Raw genomic sequence first — 20,329 nt, forward strand, 5'->3', positions numbered from 1 at the left:
TCATGGCTGTTGTGAAGATCAATGCGATCGAAGTTCCCGAGGGCGCTGGCCCCGAATTGGAGAAGCGGTTCGCCGCTCGCGCGGGCGCGGTGGAGAACTCGCCCGGCTTCCTTGGTTTCCAGTTGCTGCGTCCCGTTGCCGGCGACAACCGGTATTTCGTTGTGACGCAATGGGATTCGGAGGAATCCTTCGAAGCGTGGCGCGACGGTCCCGCGCGAGCCGCGCATGCCGGTCATGGCAGTGGCGGCGAAGCGCCGAAGCCGGTGTCGACCGGGGCGTCGTTGCTTGAGTTCGAAGTGGTCCTTGACGTGCCAGCGAAGGGCTGACCTCGGTATTGACGTGACGCCACTAAGGCTGTCACAGTTCGAGTGCACACCTGCGACGGTGCGCGGTAATTCCGGTGAGATTCCGGAGCGGTCGCGCCACTGTAAAGCCAGACACCCGCACCATCGCATCGATAACAACCACGGGACGCGCATCCCAAGGAGAGGAATTCGAATGGCTATCGCACATTCGCCCAGCCGCTCGGCTGGTCTGGACAACCTGGCAACCGTGCTCATCACGGTCGGTGTCGTTCTCGCTGCCCTGCTCACGCTGTACCTGGTCGGTTTCGATCAGGGTGCCATCTCGCGTACCGGGATGTTCATGCATGAGCTGATGCACGACGGACGTCATCTGCTGGGCGTTCCATGCCACTGATCGGGACCTACAAGACCCTGCTGCTTCGCGGTCTGCTTGCCGGTCTGTTGGCTGGACTGTTGGCCGCGACAGTGGGCTATTTCGTTGGCGAGCCGCACATCGATGCGGCGATTGCCCTTGAAGAAGCCGGCGCTGGTGGACATTCGCACGGCGACGAGCCGCTCGTGAGTCGGGCAGGGCAAAAAGCGGGCCAATTCCTCGCACTTGGTTTGGCGGGCATGGCATTTGGCGTGATCATCGCGTCGGTGCTCAACTTCGCGCGACGGTATTCCAAGCTCAACGCACTCCAATTGACGCTCGTGACAGCCGGTTTCGCATGGCTCGCGATCGTTGCGGTGCCGTTCTTCAAATACCCAGCGAACCCGCCTGCGGTCGGTGATCCCGAAACGATCGACCAGCGGACCTGGTTCTGGGTTGCGGCAGTGGCGCTTGGCCTGCTCGCGGTGACGGCTTGCATTGCCGCCTACCGCGCGCTGGCAACCCAACGCGCGTTCCAATTGCTCGGTGCGACAGCGGCTTTCGTCGTCGTTGTTGCGCTTGGTTACCTGCTGTTGCCCGACGTGAACGAGGTGGCCGCCGACTTCCCCGCCACCTTGCTGTGGGACTTCCGGGTTGCCTCGCTCGCGCAGACGACGACGCTGTGGGTGACGTTGGGGCTGATCTTCGCCACGCTCACGCAGCTTGCCGCGCGTGACGTCGCGAAAGCTGAACTGCGACTGCCTGGTCTTCGCATGCGATTGCACCTGCGGACGAAGTAACGCAGCACCAAAAACGGCGCGCCGCTTGATCTTCAAGCGACGCGCCGTTTTCGTTAACCGTCTTAGTTGAGCGCGGCGTCGAGTTCGATATCGGCAACGCCAGCGAGCGCCTTGCTGATCGGGCAGCCATTCTTGGCTGCCGTCGCGGCGGCGACGAAAGCATCCGAATCCAGGCCCGACGCGGTGGCGCGCACCGTCAACTTGATCTTGCTGATGCGGAAGCCGCCTGCCGGGTCGGGGCCGAGGGTCACGTCAGCGGTGACGGTCTCGGTGCCGGGCGTGCCACCCGCGTTGGCGATTTCGGCCGAAAGCGCCATCGCGTAGCACGACGAATGCGAAGCGGCGAGCAGCTCTTCCGGGCTGGTACCGACGGCATCGTCGGCCGCGCGACGCGGGAAGCTCACGTCGAACTTGCCGACGCCGGAGCTGACCAGCGCGACCTCGCCCGATCCGTCCTGCAAACCGCCGGTCCAGTCGGTCCGTGCGCTACGAGTTGGCATGTGAATCCTTTCGGTTAGGAGGCCACCGCGGCCGCGGTGACTTCGTCGAGGCGTTCGAGCATGGCGGGCCACACCTGTTCGTGCACGTCACGCACCGCTTGCGACGGGAAACCCGAGTGTTTCAGGCGAAGCCGAATGCCGCGTGGCTGTTTCAAAAATTCAACGGCGACAACGGTTTCTACCCCGCCGGTGGCCGCGGTGACCCAGGTGAATTCGACCCGGCGATCCTTATCAAGGCGCAAAATGCGGCCATAGTGCGGATTGCGTTTCTCGTCAGTACCAGTGTCGAAATACAGCGGCTCGTCGACGCCGGGACGCATACGGACCGAACCGGGAATCGCTAACCACAGGTCGAGGCCCTGTGTCCACGCCGCATACAGCAGGCTGGGCGATGCTTTCATCACGCGTTCGACCATGAGCTCATTGGGTCGCGTGGACAGGTCCGGAGGAGGAACTGGCTGGTCCATCCCGTCGACCTTACCCGTGGTGACCGGGCGACGACGGCATCGGGTGCACCGAGGTCGCCGGGTCGACTTCGCACCATCGCAAGCGCGAAATACGGGCCTGCGAGCGCCAATCCGACGCACGGGGGCGCACGTGTCGGTGGCACGCAATAGGCTGGCCGATGTGGGAATGTCTGCGAAGTGGGTACGCGACCTCGGGGTCCGCCGCGCCTACCCGGTGCTCGGCGTCGGTTACCTAGCCTTCGTCTGGCCGCTGCCCGTGCTGCTCGGGTGGTCGGTCGGCCTTTGGCAGGCGGTTGGACTGTTTGGCTGGACGCTCGCGCTGATCGGGCTCGCCGAGTGGATGCGCCAGCGGCACGCGGTCGCGCGTGCACGTCAGGAGTTGGCGGACGCCGTCGAAGCCGTGCGGCGCGCTGAACAGCTGCGGGTCGTGAGCGAGGAACGCCTCGCGATCGCACGTGAAGCAGGAGATGCGCTCGCCCAAAGCATTTCGCTGATCAACGCGCAGTCATCGGTTGGGCTTGAGCTGTTCGATCGCAAGCCCGCGAAAGCCGCCGCGGCGTTGGCGACGATCAAGACAACGTCGAATCAGGCGCTCGCCGAACTACATTCGCTGCTGCCCGCCATTCGCACCGAGCCAGCAACGCAAGTCGCCGCCGACAGCGACGAGCCCCTGCCGCCACCCGCACAACGTGAGCCAACGCCAACACTCGACGACCTCCCGTCGCTTGTCGACCGCACCCGCGCATCGGGACTTGCCGTTGACACCAAGGTCATTGGCATGCCCAAGCAGTTGCCCGGCGTCATTGACGTGGCCGCCGCCCGCATCATCCAAGAGTCGCTGGCCAATGTCGCCCGGCACGCGCCGGGCGCAGACGCCCTGATCACCCTGCGCTACTCCCCCGAGTCGCTCGACATCACCGTCGACAACAGCCGCCCGCTAGCGCCGCCAAGCGCGGCGACTCGCGCGGCCGCGAAGGGCAACGGCATCATCGCGATGCGCGAACGCGCCCACGCCCTAGGTGGAGCGCTCACCGCTGGCCCGCGCCCGTCGGGCGGCTTTCGCGTCGCCGCGCGCCTACCAGCGCGTCCGGCCGTGGTTGAGGTTCACGAAGTCAGCGCATAATCCAGGCACGTGAAAGGCCCGCTCCCAACCGGGAGCGGGCCTTTCACGTTGCGGCCTTACTCGCCCGAAGCAGCAGCTTCCGGCGCGGGGCCTTCAGCAGCACCCGTGAGCACGACCTCCGGCTTGTCTTCAGCCGGTGCCTTCGTGAGCTTGGCCTTGCTGGTGAAGGTGAACTTGGCATCTTCACCAAGACCCTCGCCGTTCCAGCCTTCAACGTCGACAACCACGGTCTGACCAGCGCCGATCTCGCCGAAGAGGATCTTCTCCGACAGCTGGTCCTCGATCTCACGCTGGATCGTGCGACGCAGCGGACGCGCGCCGAGCACCGGATCGAAACCACGCTTGGCAAGCAGCGCCTTGGCCTGATCCGACAGCTCGATTTCCATGTCCTTGTTCTTCAACTGCCGCGCGACACGGTCGATCATCAGGTCGACCATCATCACGATCTGCTCGGTGTTGAGCTGATGGAAGACGATGACGTCGTCGATGCGGTTGAGGAACTCGGGACGGAAGTGCTTCTTGAGCTCGTCGTTGACCTTGAGCTTCATGCGCTCGTAGTTCGACTGGGTGTTGTCCGAAGAGGTGAAGCCGAGGCCAACCGCCTTCGAAATATCCGACGTACCCAGGTTCGACGTGAAGATCAGGACGGTGTTCTTGAAGTCGACCGTGCGACCCTGACCATCGGTGAGGCGACCATCTTCCAACACCTGCAGCAGCGTGTTGTAGATCTCCTGGTGCGCCTTCTCGATCTCGTCGAACAGCACGACCGAGAACGGCTTGCGCCGGACCTTCTCGGTGAGCTGGCCGCCCTCTTCGTAACCGACGTACCCGGGAGGGGCACCGAAGAGCCGCGACGCGGTGAAGCGGTCGTGGAACTCGCCCATGTCGATCTGGATGAGCGCGTCGTCGTCGCCGAACAGGAAGTTGGCAAGCGCCTTCGACAGCTCGGTCTTACCGACACCCGACGGACCGGCGAAGATGAACGAACCCGAAGGACGCTTCGGATCCTTCAGCCCGGCGCGAGTACGACGGATGGCCTTCGACACCGCGCGAACGGCGTCTTCCTGGCCGATGATGCGCTTGTGCAGCTCGTCTTCCATGCGGAGCAGACGGGTGGTCTCCTCCTCGGTGAGCTTGAAGACCGGGATGCCAGTCCAGTTGGCGAGGACTTCGGCGATCTGCTCGTCGTCGACCTCGGCAACCACATCCAGGTCGCCCGAACGCCACTGCTTTTCCCGCTCAGCGCGCTTGGCGACGAGCTGCTTCTCCTTGTCACGCAGACGCGCTGCCTTTTCGAAGTCCTGCGCGTCGATAGCGCTTTCCTTCTCGCGGCGGGCGTCGGCGATCTTGTCGTCGAAGTCACGCAGGTCCGGCGGTGCCGTCATCCGACGGATGCGCATGCGCGCGCCCGCCTCGTCGATAAGGTCGATGGCCTTATCCGGCAGGAACCGGTCGTTGATGTAGCGGTCGGCAAGCGTGGCCGCGGCAACGAGCGCACCGTCGGTGATGGAAACCCGGTGGTGTGCCTCGTAGCGGTCGCGCAGGCCCTTGAGGATGTTGATGGTGTGCTCGACGGTGGGCTCGCCAACCTGCACCGGCTGGAAACGGCGTTCCAGCGCGGCGTCCTTTTCGATGTACTTGCGGTACTCGTCAAGGGTGGTTGCGCCGATGGTCTGGAGTTCACCACGGGCCAGCTTGGGCTTGAGGATCGAAGCCGCGTCGATAGCGCCCTCGGCCGCGCCCGCACCAACGAGCGTGTGCAGCTCGTCGATGAACAAGATGATGTCGCCACGCGTGTTGATTTCCTTGAGCACCTTCTTGAGGCGCTCTTCGAAATCACCGCGGTAGCGGCTGCCCGCGACCAAGGAACCAAGGTCGAGGGTGTAGAGCTGCTTGTCCTTGAGCGTCTCGGGGACCTCACCGTTGACGATGGCCTGCGCGAGGCCTTCAACGACGGCGGTCTTACCGACACCGGGTTCACCGATGAGCACAGGATTGTTCTTGGTACGACGCGAAAGCACCTGCATGACGCGCTCGATTTCCTTAGCGCGACCGATAACCGGGTCGAGCTTGCCTTCGAGCGCGGCCTGGGTGAGGTTGCGCCCGAACTGATCGAGCACGAGCGAAGTGGACGGCGTGCCAGCCTCGCCACGCGACCCGGACGCACCGCCCTCGACGGGCTCCTTGCCCTGGTACCCCGAAAGCAGCTGGATGACCTGCTGACGAACGCGGTTGAGGTCGGCGCCCAGCTTGACGAGCACCTGGGCCGCGACGCCCTCGCCTTCGCGGATAAGACCGAGCAGAATGTGCTCGGTGCCGATGTAGTTGTGACCGAGCTGCAGCGCTTCGCGCAAGCTCAGTTCAAGGACCTTCTTGGCACGCGGGGTGAAGGGGATGTGACCGGACGGCGCCTGCTGGCCCTGACCGATGATCTCCTCGACCTGGCTGCGCACACCCTCCAACGAAATGCCAAGGGACTCAAGCGACTTCGCCGCCACGCCCTCGCCCTCGTGAATCAACCCAAGCAGGATGTGCTCGGTGCCGATGTAGTTGTGGTTGAGCATCCGGGCCTCTTCTTGGGCCAGGACAACGACACGCCTCGCGCGGTCGGTGAACCTCTCGAACATCGCTCCCTCACTCTCCTGCTCCGACATTCTGGCAACAGACGCCGCAGTATGCGCTGGTCAAACCTGGGCGTTCGACTGGCGAACTGTCGTCGTCAGCCTGCCATGAAGCCCGGGGGTTGCGGCCCCCGCCTCCACTCTAGTTGGCAGGGGATTTCCTTGCCGCCGGTCCACTCTATTGGCGTGCACCGACAACAAGGTCATTCACTCACAACGCGCACGTCACGGCATTCGTTTCCGATCCAGTTTTGCCTACAGCGAAATGTGGATCTAGCCGGTGAACGGCGGAACAAACTCGCACGCGACCGGGCGGGGGTGGTCGGGGTCGAGCGCGTTCAGCGCGAAACCGGCCGCGCGTGGCGAACCGGCGATGGCCAAATGTTCCGACAAATCCTGCGAGCAGCCGTCGGAAACGACGATCGACGTCGCGTTCGGGCCGGGCACTGTGCCCGATGTGTAGGGCACGACCAGTTCGTCTAACGCCGACGCGATGTTGGTGTAGGTGACGCGCGGATCGTAGACGCCGTCGGCATTAAGGCTGGTCATGAAGGGGCTGCCGGTGAACATTTGCGCGCACGCGTTGCAGAGCGAGCCGGTGAGCGCGTCCATCGCCGAGCCGACGCCGAGCACTCGGCTGAACGCGGCGATGTCGCCCGCGCCGAAGGCGTTCGTGCCAAGCCAGGGCGGCGCGATGCCGACGAACTTGTCGACCTTGGCGCCGCCGCCGAGTCGCTTGATGTAGTAGTTGCCCGCGATGTTGCCTTGCGAATGGGCGACGAAGTCGACTTTGCTCGCGCCGGTCGCGCCGAGCACCATGTCGACGAACGCCGAGATTTCGGCCGCGCTCTTTTCGATCGGTGCCATGCCGCCGATGGCTGAGATGGGCCACGGAAGGTCGTAGGCGCCGTAGGTGAGGGAGAAGACGCAGTAGCCCTCGTTGGCGAGCAGCGGGACGTATACGCCCCAATTCGTTTGCGCCCCACCGCCGGTGCCGTGCAGCAGGACAACCGGATTCGGGTGCTCCGGCGATGGGACGCAACGGGTGTCGTTCGAACCCGGCAGCGCGCCGCCTGGGTTGAGTAGTTCAGGGCCGATTCCAGCGAAGAAGTTGTAGTCAACCGGGTAGGTCGGTGTGGCCTGGGCCGGTGCGCTATTCGCCGCGAGGGAAAGCATCGCCGTCGCGACGAGGACGAGCAGCGTTCTCATCTCTTTACTGGAACACGTTCCAGTAGGCGATGGGGTCAGTTCGCCGAAACTCTGCCTTCGGCGATGCCAGCGGTCACGAGCGCGCCGCACAGGACGGCGAACGCAACGGTGTGTACGACGGCGCGCACGATGTTCCATCGCACCCATGCGGCTTCGAAATCGGCGCGCACGGTAGCCAAGTCGGGAACGGCTGCCGGGTCGCCCGCTGCCGCGAGGGCGTCGTTGAGCGGAACATTGGCGCCCGCGGTGACACCGAACGCGATCACGTTGAGCGCCAAGGCGATTGCTACCAGAATCAGCGTCTTACGTTGTGGCGCACCGAGATTGGTGAGCAGCGCGAGCAGCGTGAAGCCAACCGTGCCCATGAACGCGAGCATGAACCACGGGTTGATGATCACCACGTTGACCTTCTGCATCACGTCGACGAGCGTGCGCGCGTCGGTGCGTGCCAGGGCGGGCATCACCGAGATCGCGTAGGCGTAGAACACGCCAGCGGTGAGGCCGGTACTGAGCACCGCGAGAGCTAGCGCGCTAATCCGAAGGCCGAACATGGGATCCTCCTGCGTGAACCGTCGCCGAAAGCGTTTCGGCGTCAACAGGATTCAACTCGCAGACCGCGCTCTGCGATAGCGCTTTGCCGGCTTACAGGTCGTGGTCGGAGATCAGCCCGCTCTGCATCGCGAGCGCGGCCAGGCGCGTTCGCTTCTGGTTCTGCGGCAGGGTTTCGACCCCAAACTTGGCGAACAACGTGCGCAAATGCGTTTTGATCGCGTCGATGCTGAGGAACAGTTCTTCGGCGATCTGCTGGTTCGACGCTGGCGTCGCGAAGCCCGTCCCGTGTTTGTACGGCCGACACAGTGCGATCAGCACGGCCCGCTGGGTGTCGGTGAGCGAACGCATCGTCGGCAGCGAACCGGCCGCCGTGTGCGTCGCGTCGTCGACAACGCCGTCGAAATCAAAGAAATGCACGAGCGTTGTGCCGAGCCGAATGCGGTCGCCGGGGTTCAGGCGACGTCGCCCGACGAGGCGCTCCCCGTTGACGAAGGTGCCGTTGCGCGACAGGCCGTCGTCGACGATGGTCCACTGCGCGCCCAGATATTCGACGGCAGCATGCAGGCGTGAAACCTCAACATCCCAGCCAAGCACCAGGTCAGCGGCCAAATTTCGACCGATGGTGATGCGCTGACTTTGCGGATTCAACGCGAACTCGTGCTGCCGACCGGTGTCGTCGGTGAAGCGCAGGAACGTCACTGTCTCACCTCGAACTCCCGGAAAAGCTTGCGCACGAGAGCATTCTAACGGTGCGCCGACCTGACCAGGTGCCGCGAGGCCACCAGTTGAGCCCAAACGAGAAAAGGGCCGATCAGGCGAGAAACCCGCGCTGGTCGGCCCTTATCTAGAAAGCTTTGCGAATTACTTCGCGACCTCGGCGTTGTAAGCCTCGGTGATTTCGGCCGAGATACGACCACGAGCCGAAACCTTGTGGCCCTTACGACGAGCCCATTCGCGAATTGCGGCGCTCTGTTCGCGATCCATAGAAACGCGCGCCTTCCCCTGCGGAGCCGGAGCACCCGCGGCCTTCACCCGACGACGGCCACTGACGCGACGGGCGTTGTTGACCCATTCGTCAAGACCCTCGCGCAGGCGCGTGGCATTCGTCGTCGACAGATCGATCTCGTACGAAACACCGTCGAGCGCGAACTCGATGGTCTCGTCCGCGATGGACTCACCGTCGACATCGTCGATCAGGCTAACGGTGACCTTCTTTGCCATGAGATGAACGTCCTCTCGAAATCGTCAAGCCTGCCCTCAGGCCGAATACCCGAGGCAAGAATACCCCGAAACGTTAATTTTCCAACATGGGGTCAAAAGTTTAGGAATTGACTGGTCAGCGTGCAGTGGGTCGGACAATCGGGAACAGGATCGTTTCCCTGATTCCCAAACCCGTGAGTGCCATCAACAAGCGATCGATTCCCATACCTGTTCCCGTTGTCGGAGGCATGCCATGTTCCATCGCGGTAAGGAAGTCTTCGTCCAACACCATCGCCTCATCATCGCCCGCGGCGGCAAGGCGTGCCTGGTCGACGAAGCGTTCACGTTGGATCACTGGGTCTACGAGTTCTGAATAGCCAGTTGCCAACTCGAAGCCGCGAACATACAGATCCCACTTCTCCGTAACGCCGGACTTGCTGCGATGTTGACGCGTCAACGGAGAGGTCTCAACTGGGAAGTCACGAACGAAAGTCGGTGTGTAGAGCTTGTCGCCATAGACGTGTTCCCACAGTTCTTCGACAAGTTTGCCGTGACCGTAGCCCTTACCTTCCGGAATTTCTAGACCCACCTGTTCAGCGAGCTTCAGCAATTCCGGCACAGTCGTTTCTGGCGTGACCTCAACACCGATGGATTCAGACAACGAAGGGTACATCTCGACCGTCGTCCACTCGCCGCCGAGATCATATTCGGTGCCATCAGCAAGTGTGACTTGCAGGGTGCCGAAAGCCTCTTGTGCGACTTCTTGGATCAATTCCCGAATCATCGTCGCCGACTCATCGTAGGTGCCGTAAGCCTCATACGTTTCCAGCATCGCGAACTCGGGCGAATGGGTCGAGTCGGCACCTTCGTTGCGGAAGTTCCGATTGATCTCGAACACCTTCTCCAAGCCGCCAACCACGCAGCGCTTGAGGAACAGTTCCGGTGCGATTCGCAGGAAAAGATCCATGTCGAGCGCATTCGAATGAGTAACGAACGGACGCGCGGCAGCACCACCATGAATGGTTTGCAGCATCGGCGTCTCAACCTCAAGGAAGCCACGGCGCTCGAGGGCATCACGCAGCGCGCGCACCACGTTCACGCGCGTACGGGCCATCTGGCGGGCTTCTGGGCGCACGATGAGGTCGACGTAGCGCTGACGCACCCGCGACTCTTCGTTGAGCTCCTTGTGCGCGACGGGCAGCGGTCGAAGCGACTTCGCCGCCATCGACCACGAGTCGGCCATGACGCTCAATTCGCCTGTGCGCGAAGCGATTACCTCGCCATGAACGAAGACGAAGTCGCCAAGGTCGACGTCGGCCTTCCATGCGGCGAGCGCGTCGGCGCCAACGCCGTTGAGGCTGATCATCGCCTGGAGCTTGGTGCCGTCGCCCTCTTGCAGCGTCGCGAAGCACAGCTTGCCGGTATTGCGCACGAAGATCACGCGACCCGCGACGCCAACGGTCAAACCAGTCTGGGTATCGGCTTCGAGATCGGGATAGGCGGAACGGATTTCGGCGAGCGAATGGGTTCGCGCGACGACAACCGGATAGGCCTCGCCACCTGCGGCGAGCAGCCGTTCCCGCTTATCCCGACGGATCCGCATCTGCTCTGGAACATCGACATCCGCGGCGGGACGGTCGGCACGCGGCGAATCAGCGGGGTTAGGGGTGCTCACATCCGATAACAGTAGCGGGCAGGCAATTGTGCGCTACAGCGAGGCCAGCGCATTCACCTCACGCGCGAAATGCGGAACACCAACTCCAACGGTAAGCATCCCGGCCGACTTCAACGCCTGATATCCGCCGATCAGATCGGTCGCCCGATGGATGCCGAGATCCTGCAATGCGGCGGCGGCCAAACTCGATGTATAGCCTTCTGAGCAGAAAATGATCCACTCCACATCATGGTCGGCGGCAAGCGCCAACTTCGCCGACGAAGTGGGGTCGAGTCGCCATTCCAAAACATTGCGTTCGATCACCAACGCGCCGGGCAGCGAACCTTCACGCGCACGCTGAGCGGTCGGGCGAATGTCGACAAGGATCGCACCGCGAGCGAGCGCCGCGGGCAAGTCGTAAACGTAGAGGCGCCGCAGCTTTTCGCGGGCGTTGGCCAGCATCTGATCAATCGTCAAGTGGCTCATCACAGGTCACCTTCGGGCTGGTCGGTGAGGACGGTTTTGGTGCGACGGATGGTGCCGTGACCGGTCACCTCGTAATACGACATCGCTGATAAGGGCGGTGAATAAGCGTGCACGCTGAGCGTGGGGTCGAGTGGGCCGACGGATTCGCCAGTGCCCGAATCGGTAACCGCGTTGACCGGCGCGCGGACCACATCGTGCACCCAGCCAATCGGAAAAGAAGCCTGGTCACCTGCGGAAAGGGTGCGGCGACGCAACTGCGTTCCCGTCCAGCGATATTCCGACAAAGCGCCACTGAGGACGGTGAGCGCGCCGAGCGAACCGGCGTGATCGTGCAATTCAGTTGATTTTCCTGGCGTCCAACTGATCAGCCAGATATCAACTTCATCGTCGGCATGGAGTCGCGCCGCCCAACGCTCGTCGGTTGGCCAAATGCCACCTTCGGGCAGCAGGTGGTCGTAGGTGCCAGCGAGAACGCCAACGGCACCTTCATCGGTGAGCCGCAGCAAATCAGCTGGGCGAAGTCGAGTCGGCAGCGCGGGGCCGGTGGCCGTGGCGCGATCGAAAGAATGCTCTGCGGAAAGGGCAGAAGAACGCATGCGCGAATCTCCAGAAAGTGGGTTCGGTCGAGGAAAACTGCGGCCTCGAACGGTCGAGGCAAGTTAGCCTCGACAACACTCCTGGGTCTGCACAGCGGAAATCACGTTCGCGAGTTTAACAGCATGCGCACGCCATCAACAAAATGACGTGCGGCACACCACTCATTTTTTGTTGCGCTCGTACACCAGCCGCAGACCCGTCAAGGTCAGATGCGGTTCATGTTCGTCGATGGTTTCCGATTCCGGCACGATCAGCGGCGCGCCCGCACCGGTGGCGACCACGGTGACGTCCTTGCCAGCGAAGGCATCGAACTCGTCGCGGACGCGGTCGATGATGCCGTCGACCAGGCCCGCGAAGCCGAACACCGCGCCCGACTGCATGCACTCGGCACTGTTCTTGCCAAGCACCGAACGGGGACGTGCCAGCTCAACGCGACGCAACGCGCTTTTCTCGACCAGCGCCTCGGTGGAAATCTCGACGCCGGGGGCGATCACGCCGCCAAGGAACTCACCCTTGGCCGAAACCAGGTCGACGCAAATCGCGGTGCCGAAATCGACAACGATCGCCGGGCCGCCAAAGCGGCGGTAAGCGGCGAGGCAGTTGACGATGCGGTCGGCGCCAACTTCCTTCGGGTTGTCGACGAGCAGCGGGATGCCCGTGCGCACGCCGGGCTCGACAACAACGTGCGGGGTGTGCGACCAATAGCGCGTGAGCATGGTCCGCAGTTCGCGCAGGACCGGCGGCACGGTGGACAGCGCGGAAACGCCAACGACCTGTGCAAGGTCGGCATCGCCGATGAGCCCGCGCACCTGCACGGCGAGTTCGTCAGCGGTGAGCAGCGGGTTGGTGTGAATGCGCCAATGGCGCGCCAACGTCGCGTGCTCGCCACTGCCGGAAAACAGGCCAAGCTCAATACCGGTATTGCGGACGTCGATGGTGAGCAGCATGCGATTAAACGAACGAAAGTGAGCGCGGCGAGGTCAGGCCCGAGCCTTCGGGTGCGTGCGCCGGATCGTCGCCCAATTCGACCGGGCGGTTGTGATCGTCGACGAAAACGACGCGCGGGGCGTACTCGCGCACCTCAGCCTCGTCCATCTGGCCGTAGGCAATGAGGATCACGAGGTCGCCAGGGTGGACGAGGTGGGCGGCGGCACCGTTGATCCCAATGACGCCCGAACCGCGCTCACCTGCGATGACGTAGGTTTCGAGGCGGGCGCCGTTGGTGATGTCGACGATGCAAACCTGTTCGCCCTCAAGCAGATCGGCGGCATCGAGCAGGTCTTGGTCGACGGTCACCGAGCCGACATAGTGCAGGTCAGCGTGGGTGACAACGGCACGGTGGATCTTGGACTTCATCATGGTGCGCAACATAGGTCGAACGCCTTTCTTACTGCGGTAGCGAGTTCGCGTCTGGGTGGCCGTCGATGGTCGCGCCCAAAACGATGGGTGCGTTGTCGATGAGCCGGGTGTTGCCGACCTTGGCCGCGACGAGCAGGCGCGCGTTGCCGGTGGTCGGGTTGGGGTTGAGGTTGGAGTCGCGCAATTCGACATAGTCGACGTCGACGCCGGGAACCGAGGCGAGCACTTCGCTCGCTGCCTTAACGACGGCCTCCGGGCCGAGGCCCGACGCGTACTTGCCAGCGACGAGAGCGGCCGAGAGGGCGAGGGCGGTTTCGCGCTGTTCGGCGTCGAGGTAGCGGTTGCGCGACGACATCGCGAGACCGTCGGCCTCACGCACGATCGGGTGGCCGACGATGCGCGCGCTGAAATTCAGGTCGCGAACCATGTGCCGGATCAGGGTGAGCTGCTGGTAATCCTTCTCGCCGAACAGCGCCTCGGTGCAGTGGCTGATCTGCAGGAGCTTGCAAACAACCGTGAGCATTCCGCCGAAATGCGTTGGGCGAGAAGCACCTTCGAGCTCAGCACCGAGCGGGCCGGGCTCGACCGTGGTGCGCGGACCATCCGGGTACATCTCGTGGACGCTTGGCGCGAAAACCAGGTCGACGCCCTCGGCAGCGAGCAACTCAAGGTCGGAGTCGAGGGTGCGCGGGTAAGCGTCAAGGTCTTCGTTCGCGCCGAACTGCAGCGGGTTAACGAAGATCGAGACGATCACGATCTGATTGGTGAGCTTCGCCTGGCGAACCAGCTGCAGGTGACCCTCGTGCAGCGCGCCCATGGTCGGGACAAGGCCGATCGTGCGGCCAACACCGCGCAGCGCGGAAGCGACCGTCGACATCACCTCGGGGCTGTGATGCACCGTGAGCTTGCCGGGCGTGAACGCGCCGGTCGCGCGGGCGCCGCCTTCGTGGCGATGAATTTCCCTCGGCTCGAATTCCATCAGCGGCCTTCCTTGGCGAGTAGGTCCAGCAACGCTGGATTGGTTTGGGCGAGTTCGGCAGTGCGAAGCGACATCGCGCGATAGGCGGCGGCTAGGCGATCGTCCACGTTCTCAAGGGCGTCGAGATGGGCGGCGACCGCGTCGACGTCACCGCGCGCGACCGGGCCGGTGAGCGCGGACTTGCCTCGACGCAGCGCGTTGTCGAGCGCGGCCGAGACGAGCGGGGCGATCAGGCGTTCCGGCAGGCCACCAGGCTGGTCGTCGACGGTTTGTTGACCGAAGACGCCCGGGCCAGCAAGCGACTCGCGAAGGGCTGCGACCGCGTCGACGATGACGGTGACCAGGTGATTACTGCCGTGCGCTAGCGCGGCGTGGTAGAGCGTGCGCTGGTCTTCGGCGACGCGAACGGGCTCGCCGCCCATTTCAATGACCAGCGCCTGGGCGATGGCGTAGCCGATCTCGTCGGCCGCGGTGATGCCGAAGCAGCTGTTGGCGAGGCGGTCGATGTCTTCGTCATGGCCGGTGAAGGTCATCGCGGGGTGGATCGCCAAGCCGAGCGCGCCCTGGTCGGTGAGCGGGGCGAGCACGTTGACGCCGTTCGCGCCCGAGGTGTGGGCCACGATCGTGCCCGGTCGAACCGCTCCGCTTGCCGCGAGTCCGCGCACCAAACCCGGGAGTTCGGCGTCAGGCACCGCGAGCAGCAGAAGTTCGGCGCGTGCGGCGACCTGCTCGACCGGCAGGATCACCGAATCGGGCAGTCGGGTTTGCGCGCGATGGACCGACTCGTCGGAAATCGCGGCCACCCCGAACACCACATGACCTGCGCGTTCGAGTGCGACACCAAGGGCAGAACCCACGCGTCCCGCCGAAATGACCCCAACGGTCAGCCGTGCGGGCGGTAGGTCGACACCACTGTTGTCGTCGTCGAAATTGACACTTCTCGAGGTCAACGTTGTCCTCTCGATTGCGTTCCAGTCCCGCTGCGCGGGTACCAGACGTACGAGACCACGATAACGAACGTTTCAGCGCGAGCGCCACGCGGCTGTGACGTGATGTGCACCGCTTATTGCTGCGCAACCGGGTGGTTGCGATACACGTGGCATTTTCGTGCACGTTCGCTTCGTTTGGGCTGAAATTGGGGCCTTGGTGCGCGAACGTGCACGAAAACGCTATTTGCTTTTCGCGCCCGACTCCTGCTGGAGGTTGGCCATGATGTCGGCAACCGAAAGGCGGGGGGCGTCGCCTTCGGACTGGGCGCGACGGCGACGGCGCGACGGGGTGCCGACCGGGGTCGGGGTGGGGTCGGCGCCGGGATCGGAAAGGCGGGTGGGCTTCGGCTTGGCTTCGGCCGTTGCGTACGCGAGTTCCGGCTCGGTTGGCTGGGAGCTGTTCGGCTTGTTCGGCGACTGCGTGCCGCCGGTCTGCTGCGACGTGCTCGCCGACTGTGTGCTGTTCGCCGACTGCGCGGTGGTCGGATGCTGGGTGCCGTTGGTCGACTGCGAGGCGGTCGCCGACTGCGTGCCAGTGGTCACCTGCGAGGTGCCCGCCAGTTGTGTGTCGTTGGGTACGCCATTGGCCGGACGCTGCGTGCCGTTCGTCGGCTGCGAGGTGCTCGCCGACATGCCGTTGGGCTGTGCGCCACCTGTCGACGTGCCGTTCGCGGGCTGGGCTTTTGCCGACTGCGCTGCGCCGTTAGCCGCGGGCTTGTCGTCGGCGACAACGCGGGTGTTCGGGGACGACAAGCGCGGCGGGGCGGACTTGCGCAGCGGCGACGACGGGAACGGGTCGGCGGTCGCTGCGTACTCGTCGAGGACAACGGCCGACGTTTCGGCAGTGACCGGGTCGTCGTACGGGTCGGCGAAATTGGCGGCGACTGGCGCGAGGAAAACCGGCTTCAACGTGCTGGGCGGTTGCTGCCACGGTCCGAACCAGGCGGCGTCGGCATCCGTCGGGCTATCCAGCGAATCCTGGTCACTTGACTCAAAAGCGTCGAAGGAGCCGCTCGGCAGCGCGTCGATGCGAACAGCGTCGGCTTGCAGCGCGGGCTGGTCGTCGGGGAGCGAGCCTTCGAAAAGGTATTGCAGGTTCTGGCGCAAAACGGCCAGTTCAGCGCGCAACGCGGCCATTTCGCTCGCGTCGGCGCCAACCTCAGCGCGCACGCGCGCCTCGACACCCATCTCGTACTCACGGCGAGCGTTGACCTCACGCTCAAGCTGGAGTTCGTAAACGGTCTGCATGTCGCGCACCTTGGCCTGATCGACCGCGGCGTCCTTGCGGTAGCGCGTTGCCGCGAGCGCGCCAATGACGGCGGCCCATAGTGCCGCTACCAGGCCAATCCGCACATATTGCAGGTTGTTGCTGAAGACAAGGAAGATGCTGGCGGTGAGGCCGAGCAGGATGAGCGCGCCGATCATCAGCTTCCCCGCGTCGGCCCCCCGACGACGAGGCGGGCTGGTGCGGGAAGGTGAAACCATGATGGCCAGGGTAGCGGGCAATCGCCGCAGAGCACACCAAAGGGCATGGTTGGCTAATTGGCCGATTGCTAAGTAGTAGCCGAATCGTCGGTCGGGTCCTCGGGGGCGCGGCAGCAGAACTCAAGCCACAATGCCGCAGCAACCAGCGCGGAACCCGCGAGCAACCCAACGACCGCACCCGGAATGTCGGCCTCGGCAGCACTAACCGATGCCCGCTGCGGGAAGGCCCAGAGCAGGAACCCGAGCCACGCGCCCGCCGCGATCGACCCCACCTGCAACGACGCCTTCGCGAGCGCGGCGGCCCGCGCGACATTGATCGGATGCAGCTCATGCGGTCCGTCACCGACGTGCTGATCGGCGATCTTGGCTTTAATCACGAACCCGAGCGCGGTCTCAATCGCCGCGACGGGCAAAAGCGAAGCACCCGCGAACATCGTGATCGCCGGAAAACTGCTGTACGCCCACCGCGTAACGGCCCAGCCGAGCGCGGCGGCAACGATGACATTGAGGACGAGGTCAAGCACCCGCGTTGGTCTCAGCTGCACGATGGGAAACCTTCGCTGCGGCGGGCGCTACTCGCGGTGTTGATGCCCGGGGCGGTCATGTCGGCGGGGAAATGCACCGAACCCGTTGTCCCGCTTCGCCCTTCGGCGGTGCGCATGGACTTGGCTTCTGCGTCCGTGCGTGCCGAGTCGCCACGAGCATCGACCGACCCGGCAGTCCCCGCCGCACCGGTCGGCCTATCGACGTTCGGCGAACTCGCGGGCGAGGAGTTTTCGGGGATCAGTGACAGGTCGGTGCGGATGACACCGTCGCGTTCGGCGGGCGGGAGGGCGGCGAGTAGGTTCGCGATTGGGGCGTCGTTTAGGTGAGCTGCTGGGTCGGCGTCTAGCCAAGGAGTGAGGACGAAGGCGCGGTTGGCGGCCTGAGGGTGCGGGAGGGTTAGGGTGGGGTCGGCGCTGGTGAAGACGTTGTCGCCGTCGGAGACGCTCACGACGTCAACGTCCAAAGTTCGTGCGCCCCAACGCACTTCACGCACGCGATGCGCGCGCTGTTCCAGCTCTTGCCCGAAGCGCAGCCAGTCGAGCGGAGCGAACGTCGAATCCTCGGCAATGACAACGGCATTGAGATAGTCGTCCTGCTCAACGCCACCCCACGGTGCGGTGGAATACACCCCCGACACCGCGACCACGCGATCCCCAAGCGCCGCAACAACACTGCGCAGATTCGCGAGCCGATCCCCCAGGTTCCCGCCAATCGACAGCACGGCCCGCGTCATCGGACCGCGCCGACTACTGCCGCGTCCCCGGCGAACGCAGCCCACTTCCCCCGACCACGCACCCTCAGACCTCTCGGTGCCGAACCTCGGCGGCCGCCGCACGGATGTGCCGCGCCGCCACGCGAACTCACCGCGGCGCTTCTCACTGCCGCAGCTCCGCGGCCACCGTCCGGTAGCGCGTCGCAACCACTCACATGTCCTCGAACGTGCGCGTGCCCCGACGCCAATGCGCTCGCGGCCGCACCTTGAGGTCCACTATCCGGTTGGGCGTCGCAACCACTCCTCATCGCCGCACCTCCGGGGCCACGGTTCGGTAGCGCGTCGCAACCACTCGCACGTCTTCGAAGGTGTGCGGGATCGGGGCCGATGGCTTGTGGACCACCGCTTCCACGGCCTCGATGCGTGGGTCGGTCATTACGTCGTCGGCGATTTCCGAGACCACTGTTTCGATGAGGTCGCGGGGTGGGCCCGCGACGATGCGCACCGCGCGTTCCGCCAAACCGCCGTAGTCGACCGTGTTGGCCAGGTCATCGGATGCCGCGGCCGCGGTGAAGTCGACCCAAACGGTGAGGTCGATGACGAATTCCTGACCGTCGCGCTTCTCGAAATCGAAAACCCCGTGCCGTCCGAAAACCCGCAGCCCGCGCAATTCGATGCGCGAAGTGGCCGGGCGACCGGCGGGGGGCGGCAACAGCGGTGAACTCATGACTCTCCTCGGAAGCGCCCGGCACGCTGCCAGGCTTCGGTGACAGCGATGGCGTCGAGCGATGACCGCACGTCGTGCACCCGCACGCCCCACGCGCCGTTGGCCGCCGCCAATGCCGACACCGTCGCGGTTGCGACCTCGCGGCCGTCGGGGGGACGCGGCGTGTCGCCGTCGGCCAACAGCGCGCCGAGGAAACGCTTGCGTGACGCGCCGATGAGGATCGGCAGGCCGTCGGCGACGAACTCGGGTAGCGCGGCGAGCAGCGCCCAGTTGTGGTCGGCGTTCTTGGCGAAGCCGAGGCCGGGATCGAGGATCAGCCGTTCGGGGGCAATACCTTCGGCGACGGCGAGGTCGACTTGGCGGCGCAACTCCGCGCGCACCTCGCCAACCACGTCGGCGTATTCATTCGCCGGTCCGACGTGCCGGTAGTCGGCGCTCGCCCGCCAATGCATGAGAATCCACGGAACGCCCGCTGCCGCAACAACTTTCGCCATGATGGGATCGGCGCGACCACCGGAAACGTCATTGACGATCGAAGCGCCCGCCGCGATGGCCGCCTCAGCGACCTCACCGCGCATGGTGTCGACCGACGTCGGCACCCCAGCCGCGACAAGCCCGCGAATGACTGGAACAACCCTCGCGATTTCGGTGGCCGGGTCAACCCGGTCCGCACCGGGTCGCGTCGACTCGCCGCCCACGTCGACGATGTCGGCCCCGTCCGCGAAAAGCGAAAGTCCGTGCGCGATAGCAACTTCGGGATCGAGGTAACGACCACCATCGGAAAAAGAATCGCCAGTTACGTTGACGACCCCCATCACCACGCAGTCGCGCCCGTCACGCGCAACGGGCAGCGATCCGCGAGTGGCGGGTGCAGACTGCGCGGCCCGCCAACCCGGCGCAGGCTCGAACTCGGTGCCCGCTCGCCCGCTGACCCGAGATTCGCTTCGCATCGGAGACGCGGGCTCCTGCCGCTCGGGCAACCCCTGCGGCGCGGGCGCGTCTCCCGGCGGGGTCGAGCTCATTTGCGCAGGATCAGGTCCAGCGCCTCTGATCGCGAGGCGGCGTTGGACTGCAACAGGCCGCGCACCGCCGACGTTGTTGTCGACGCGCCTGGCTTGCGAATTCCGCGCATCGCCATGCACAAATGCTCGGCCTCGATGACCACGATCGCGCCGCGTGGGTCCAGACGGCGCATGACCGCGTCGGCGATCTGGCTGGTGAGACGCTCTTGCACCTGCGGGCGCTTCGCGTACAGGTCGACAACGCGCGCCAACTTCGACAAGCCAGTGACCCGACCGTGCGTGCCCGGAATGTAGCCAACGTGGGCGACGCCGTGGAACGAAACGAGGTGGTGCTCGCACGTTGAGTACAGCGGGATGTCGCGGACGAGCACCAATTCCTGGTGGCCCTCGTCGAACGTGGTCGCGAGGACTTCGTCGGGTTCGACGTAGAGCCCGGCGAACATCTCGCGGTAGGCGCGCGCGACGCGGGCGGGCGTGTCGAGCAGGCCGGGACGGTCGGGGTCTTCGCCGACAGCGAGCAGCAACTCGCGAACGGCCGCCTCAGCGCGGGGTTGATCAAACTTCGCGCCGGTCGCCGTCGCGATCAGCTCAGCCGCGTCCTTGTCGTTGTTGTTGACCGACAACTTCTCCGCACCTCCACCATC

Annotated in this window: 23 protein-coding genes and 1 pseudogene; 4 read left to right on the forward strand and 20 right to left on the reverse strand. The window is 64.6% G+C overall.

Going from position 1 to position 20,329, the window contains the following annotated elements; genetic code table 11:
• Window positions 1–2 precede the first annotated feature (2 nt).
• The 3 genes from IEX78_RS17825 (at window position 3) to IEX78_RS17835 (ending at window position 1,457) form a co-directional block, all read left to right on the forward strand.
• The gene (locus IEX78_RS17825; RefSeq protein ID WP_188830099.1) at window positions 3–326 is read left to right on the forward strand and encodes an antibiotic biosynthesis monooxygenase family protein; all 324 of its coding nucleotides are present in this window, start codon (window positions 3–5) and stop codon (window positions 324–326) included.
• A gap of 172 nt (window positions 327–498) precedes the next feature.
• Window positions 499–699, forward strand: a complete 201-nt coding sequence (locus IEX78_RS17830) for a CbtB domain-containing protein (RefSeq protein ID WP_188830100.1) — start codon at window positions 499–501, stop codon at window positions 697–699.
• Window positions 690–1,457, forward strand: a complete 768-nt coding sequence (locus IEX78_RS17835; protein WP_188830101.1) for a CbtA family protein — start codon at window positions 690–692, stop codon at window positions 1,455–1,457. The genes IEX78_RS17830 and IEX78_RS17835 overlap by 10 nt, the downstream gene beginning before the upstream one ends.
• A 62-nt stretch (window positions 1,458–1,519) precedes the next feature.
• Here IEX78_RS17835 and IEX78_RS17840 read toward each other — a convergent pair whose 3' ends face one another.
• Together IEX78_RS17840 and IEX78_RS17845 are read right to left on the reverse strand one after the other, a co-directional pair.
• Window positions 1,520–1,957, reverse strand: a complete 438-nt coding sequence (locus IEX78_RS17840) for an OsmC family peroxiredoxin (RefSeq protein ID WP_188830102.1) — start codon at window positions 1,955–1,957, stop codon at window positions 1,520–1,522.
• A 14-nt stretch (window positions 1,958–1,971) separates the two neighbouring features.
• The gene (locus IEX78_RS17845) at window positions 1,972–2,424 is read right to left on the reverse strand and encodes an SRPBCC family protein (RefSeq protein WP_188830103.1); all 453 of its coding nucleotides are present in this window, start codon (window positions 2,422–2,424) and stop codon (window positions 1,972–1,974) included.
• Between the two features lie 166 nt (window positions 2,425–2,590).
• Here IEX78_RS17845 and IEX78_RS17850 point away from each other — a divergent pair, with 166 nt between their 5' ends.
• Window positions 2,591–3,547 carry a sensor histidine kinase gene (locus IEX78_RS17850; RefSeq protein WP_229684092.1) on the forward strand — a complete coding sequence of 319 codons (957 nt, stop codon included), beginning with the start codon at window positions 2,591–2,593 and terminating at the stop codon, window positions 3,545–3,547.
• A gap of 56 nt (window positions 3,548–3,603) precedes the next feature.
• Here the strand turns inward: IEX78_RS17850 and IEX78_RS17855 are convergent, their stop codons facing one another.
• The 18 genes and pseudogenes from IEX78_RS17855 to folE form a co-directional block, all read right to left on the reverse strand.
• Window positions 3,604–6,174 (reverse strand): ATP-dependent Clp protease ATP-binding subunit, encoded by a 2,571-nt coding sequence (locus tag IEX78_RS17855; RefSeq protein WP_188830105.1) that lies wholly within the window; start codon window positions 6,172–6,174, stop codon window positions 3,604–3,606.
• A gap of 267 nt (window positions 6,175–6,441) precedes the next feature.
• Window positions 6,442–7,377 (reverse strand): esterase/lipase family protein, encoded by a 936-nt coding sequence (locus IEX78_RS17860; protein WP_188830106.1) that lies wholly within the window; start codon window positions 7,375–7,377, stop codon window positions 6,442–6,444.
• Between the two features lie 35 nt (window positions 7,378–7,412).
• Window positions 7,413–7,928 carry an anthrone oxygenase family protein gene (locus IEX78_RS17865; RefSeq protein WP_188830107.1) on the reverse strand — a complete coding sequence of 172 codons (516 nt, stop codon included), beginning with the start codon at window positions 7,926–7,928 and terminating at the stop codon, window positions 7,413–7,415.
• 91 nt (window positions 7,929–8,019) lie between these two features.
• A complete protein-coding gene (locus tag IEX78_RS17870; protein WP_188830278.1) occupies window positions 8,020–8,619 on the reverse strand; it encodes an FHA domain-containing protein in 600 nt (199 codons plus the stop codon).
• A gap of 171 nt (window positions 8,620–8,790) precedes the next feature.
• A complete protein-coding gene (locus IEX78_RS17875) occupies window positions 8,791–9,150 on the reverse strand; it encodes a histone-like nucleoid-structuring protein Lsr2 (RefSeq protein ID WP_188830108.1) in 360 nt (119 codons plus the stop codon).
• A 115-nt stretch (window positions 9,151–9,265) separates the two neighbouring features.
• Window positions 9,266–10,732, reverse strand: coding sequence for a lysine--tRNA ligase (lysS, locus tag IEX78_RS17880; protein WP_188830279.1), 1,467 nt, complete (start codon window positions 10,730–10,732; stop codon window positions 9,266–9,268).
• A 105-nt stretch (window positions 10,733–10,837) separates the two neighbouring features.
• Window positions 10,838–11,269 (reverse strand): rhodanese-like domain-containing protein, encoded by a 432-nt coding sequence (locus IEX78_RS17885; protein WP_373291608.1) that lies wholly within the window; start codon window positions 11,267–11,269, stop codon window positions 10,838–10,840.
• Window positions 11,269–11,865: a cysteine dioxygenase gene (locus IEX78_RS17890; RefSeq protein ID WP_188830109.1), complete on the reverse strand. Its 597-nt coding sequence runs from the start codon at window positions 11,863–11,865 to the stop codon at window positions 11,269–11,271. Before IEX78_RS17890 ends, IEX78_RS17885 begins: the two co-directional genes overlap by 1 nt.
• 162 nt (window positions 11,866–12,027) lie before the next feature.
• A complete protein-coding gene (locus IEX78_RS17895; protein WP_188830110.1) occupies window positions 12,028–12,813 on the reverse strand; it encodes a type III pantothenate kinase in 786 nt (261 codons plus the stop codon).
• A 4-nt stretch (window positions 12,814–12,817) separates the two neighbouring features.
• Window positions 12,818–13,237: an aspartate 1-decarboxylase gene (gene panD / locus IEX78_RS17900; protein WP_188830111.1), complete on the reverse strand. Its 420-nt coding sequence runs from the start codon at window positions 13,235–13,237 to the stop codon at window positions 12,818–12,820.
• A gap of 16 nt (window positions 13,238–13,253) precedes the next feature.
• The gene (gene panC, locus IEX78_RS17905; protein WP_188830112.1) at window positions 13,254–14,204 is read right to left on the reverse strand and encodes a pantoate--beta-alanine ligase; all 951 of its coding nucleotides are present in this window, start codon (window positions 14,202–14,204) and stop codon (window positions 13,254–13,256) included.
• On the reverse strand, window positions 14,204–15,154 hold the full coding sequence (locus tag IEX78_RS17910) for a Rossmann-like and DUF2520 domain-containing protein (RefSeq protein ID WP_188830113.1): 951 nt from the start codon (window positions 15,152–15,154) through the stop codon (window positions 14,204–14,206). Before IEX78_RS17910 ends, panC begins: the two co-directional genes overlap by 1 nt.
• 219 nt (window positions 15,155–15,373) lie before the next feature.
• Window positions 15,374–16,678, reverse strand: a complete 1,305-nt coding sequence (locus IEX78_RS17915) for a DUF6779 domain-containing protein (protein WP_188830114.1) — start codon at window positions 16,676–16,678, stop codon at window positions 15,374–15,376.
• A gap of 68 nt (window positions 16,679–16,746) precedes the next feature.
• Window positions 16,747–17,217, reverse strand: coding sequence for a DUF3180 domain-containing protein (locus tag IEX78_RS17920; protein WP_188830281.1), 471 nt, complete (start codon window positions 17,215–17,217; stop codon window positions 16,747–16,749).
• Between the two features lie 245 nt (window positions 17,218–17,462).
• Window positions 17,463–17,957 (reverse strand): annotated as a pseudogene (gene folK / locus IEX78_RS17925) (2-amino-4-hydroxy-6-hydroxymethyldihydropteridine diphosphokinase); the annotation flags it as partial.
• Window positions 17,958–18,240: 283 nt separating this feature from the next.
• Entirely contained in the window at window positions 18,241–18,663 is a 423-nt protein-coding gene (gene folB / locus IEX78_RS17930; protein ID WP_188830116.1) for a dihydroneopterin aldolase, read from the reverse strand.
• Window positions 18,660–19,478: a dihydropteroate synthase gene (gene folP, locus IEX78_RS17935; RefSeq protein WP_188830282.1), complete on the reverse strand. Its 819-nt coding sequence runs from the start codon at window positions 19,476–19,478 to the stop codon at window positions 18,660–18,662. Before folP ends, folB begins: the two co-directional genes overlap by 4 nt.
• A 203-nt stretch (window positions 19,479–19,681) precedes the next feature.
• Window positions 19,682–20,308 (reverse strand): GTP cyclohydrolase I FolE, encoded by a 627-nt coding sequence (folE, locus tag IEX78_RS17940; protein WP_188830117.1) that lies wholly within the window; start codon window positions 20,306–20,308, stop codon window positions 19,682–19,684.
• Window positions 20,309–20,329: the final 21 nt, after the last annotated feature.

Source organism: Nocardia camponoti (assembly GCF_014646135.1).
GTDB classification, from domain to species: Bacteria; Actinomycetota; Actinomycetes; order Mycobacteriales; family Mycobacteriaceae; genus Nocardia; species Nocardia camponoti.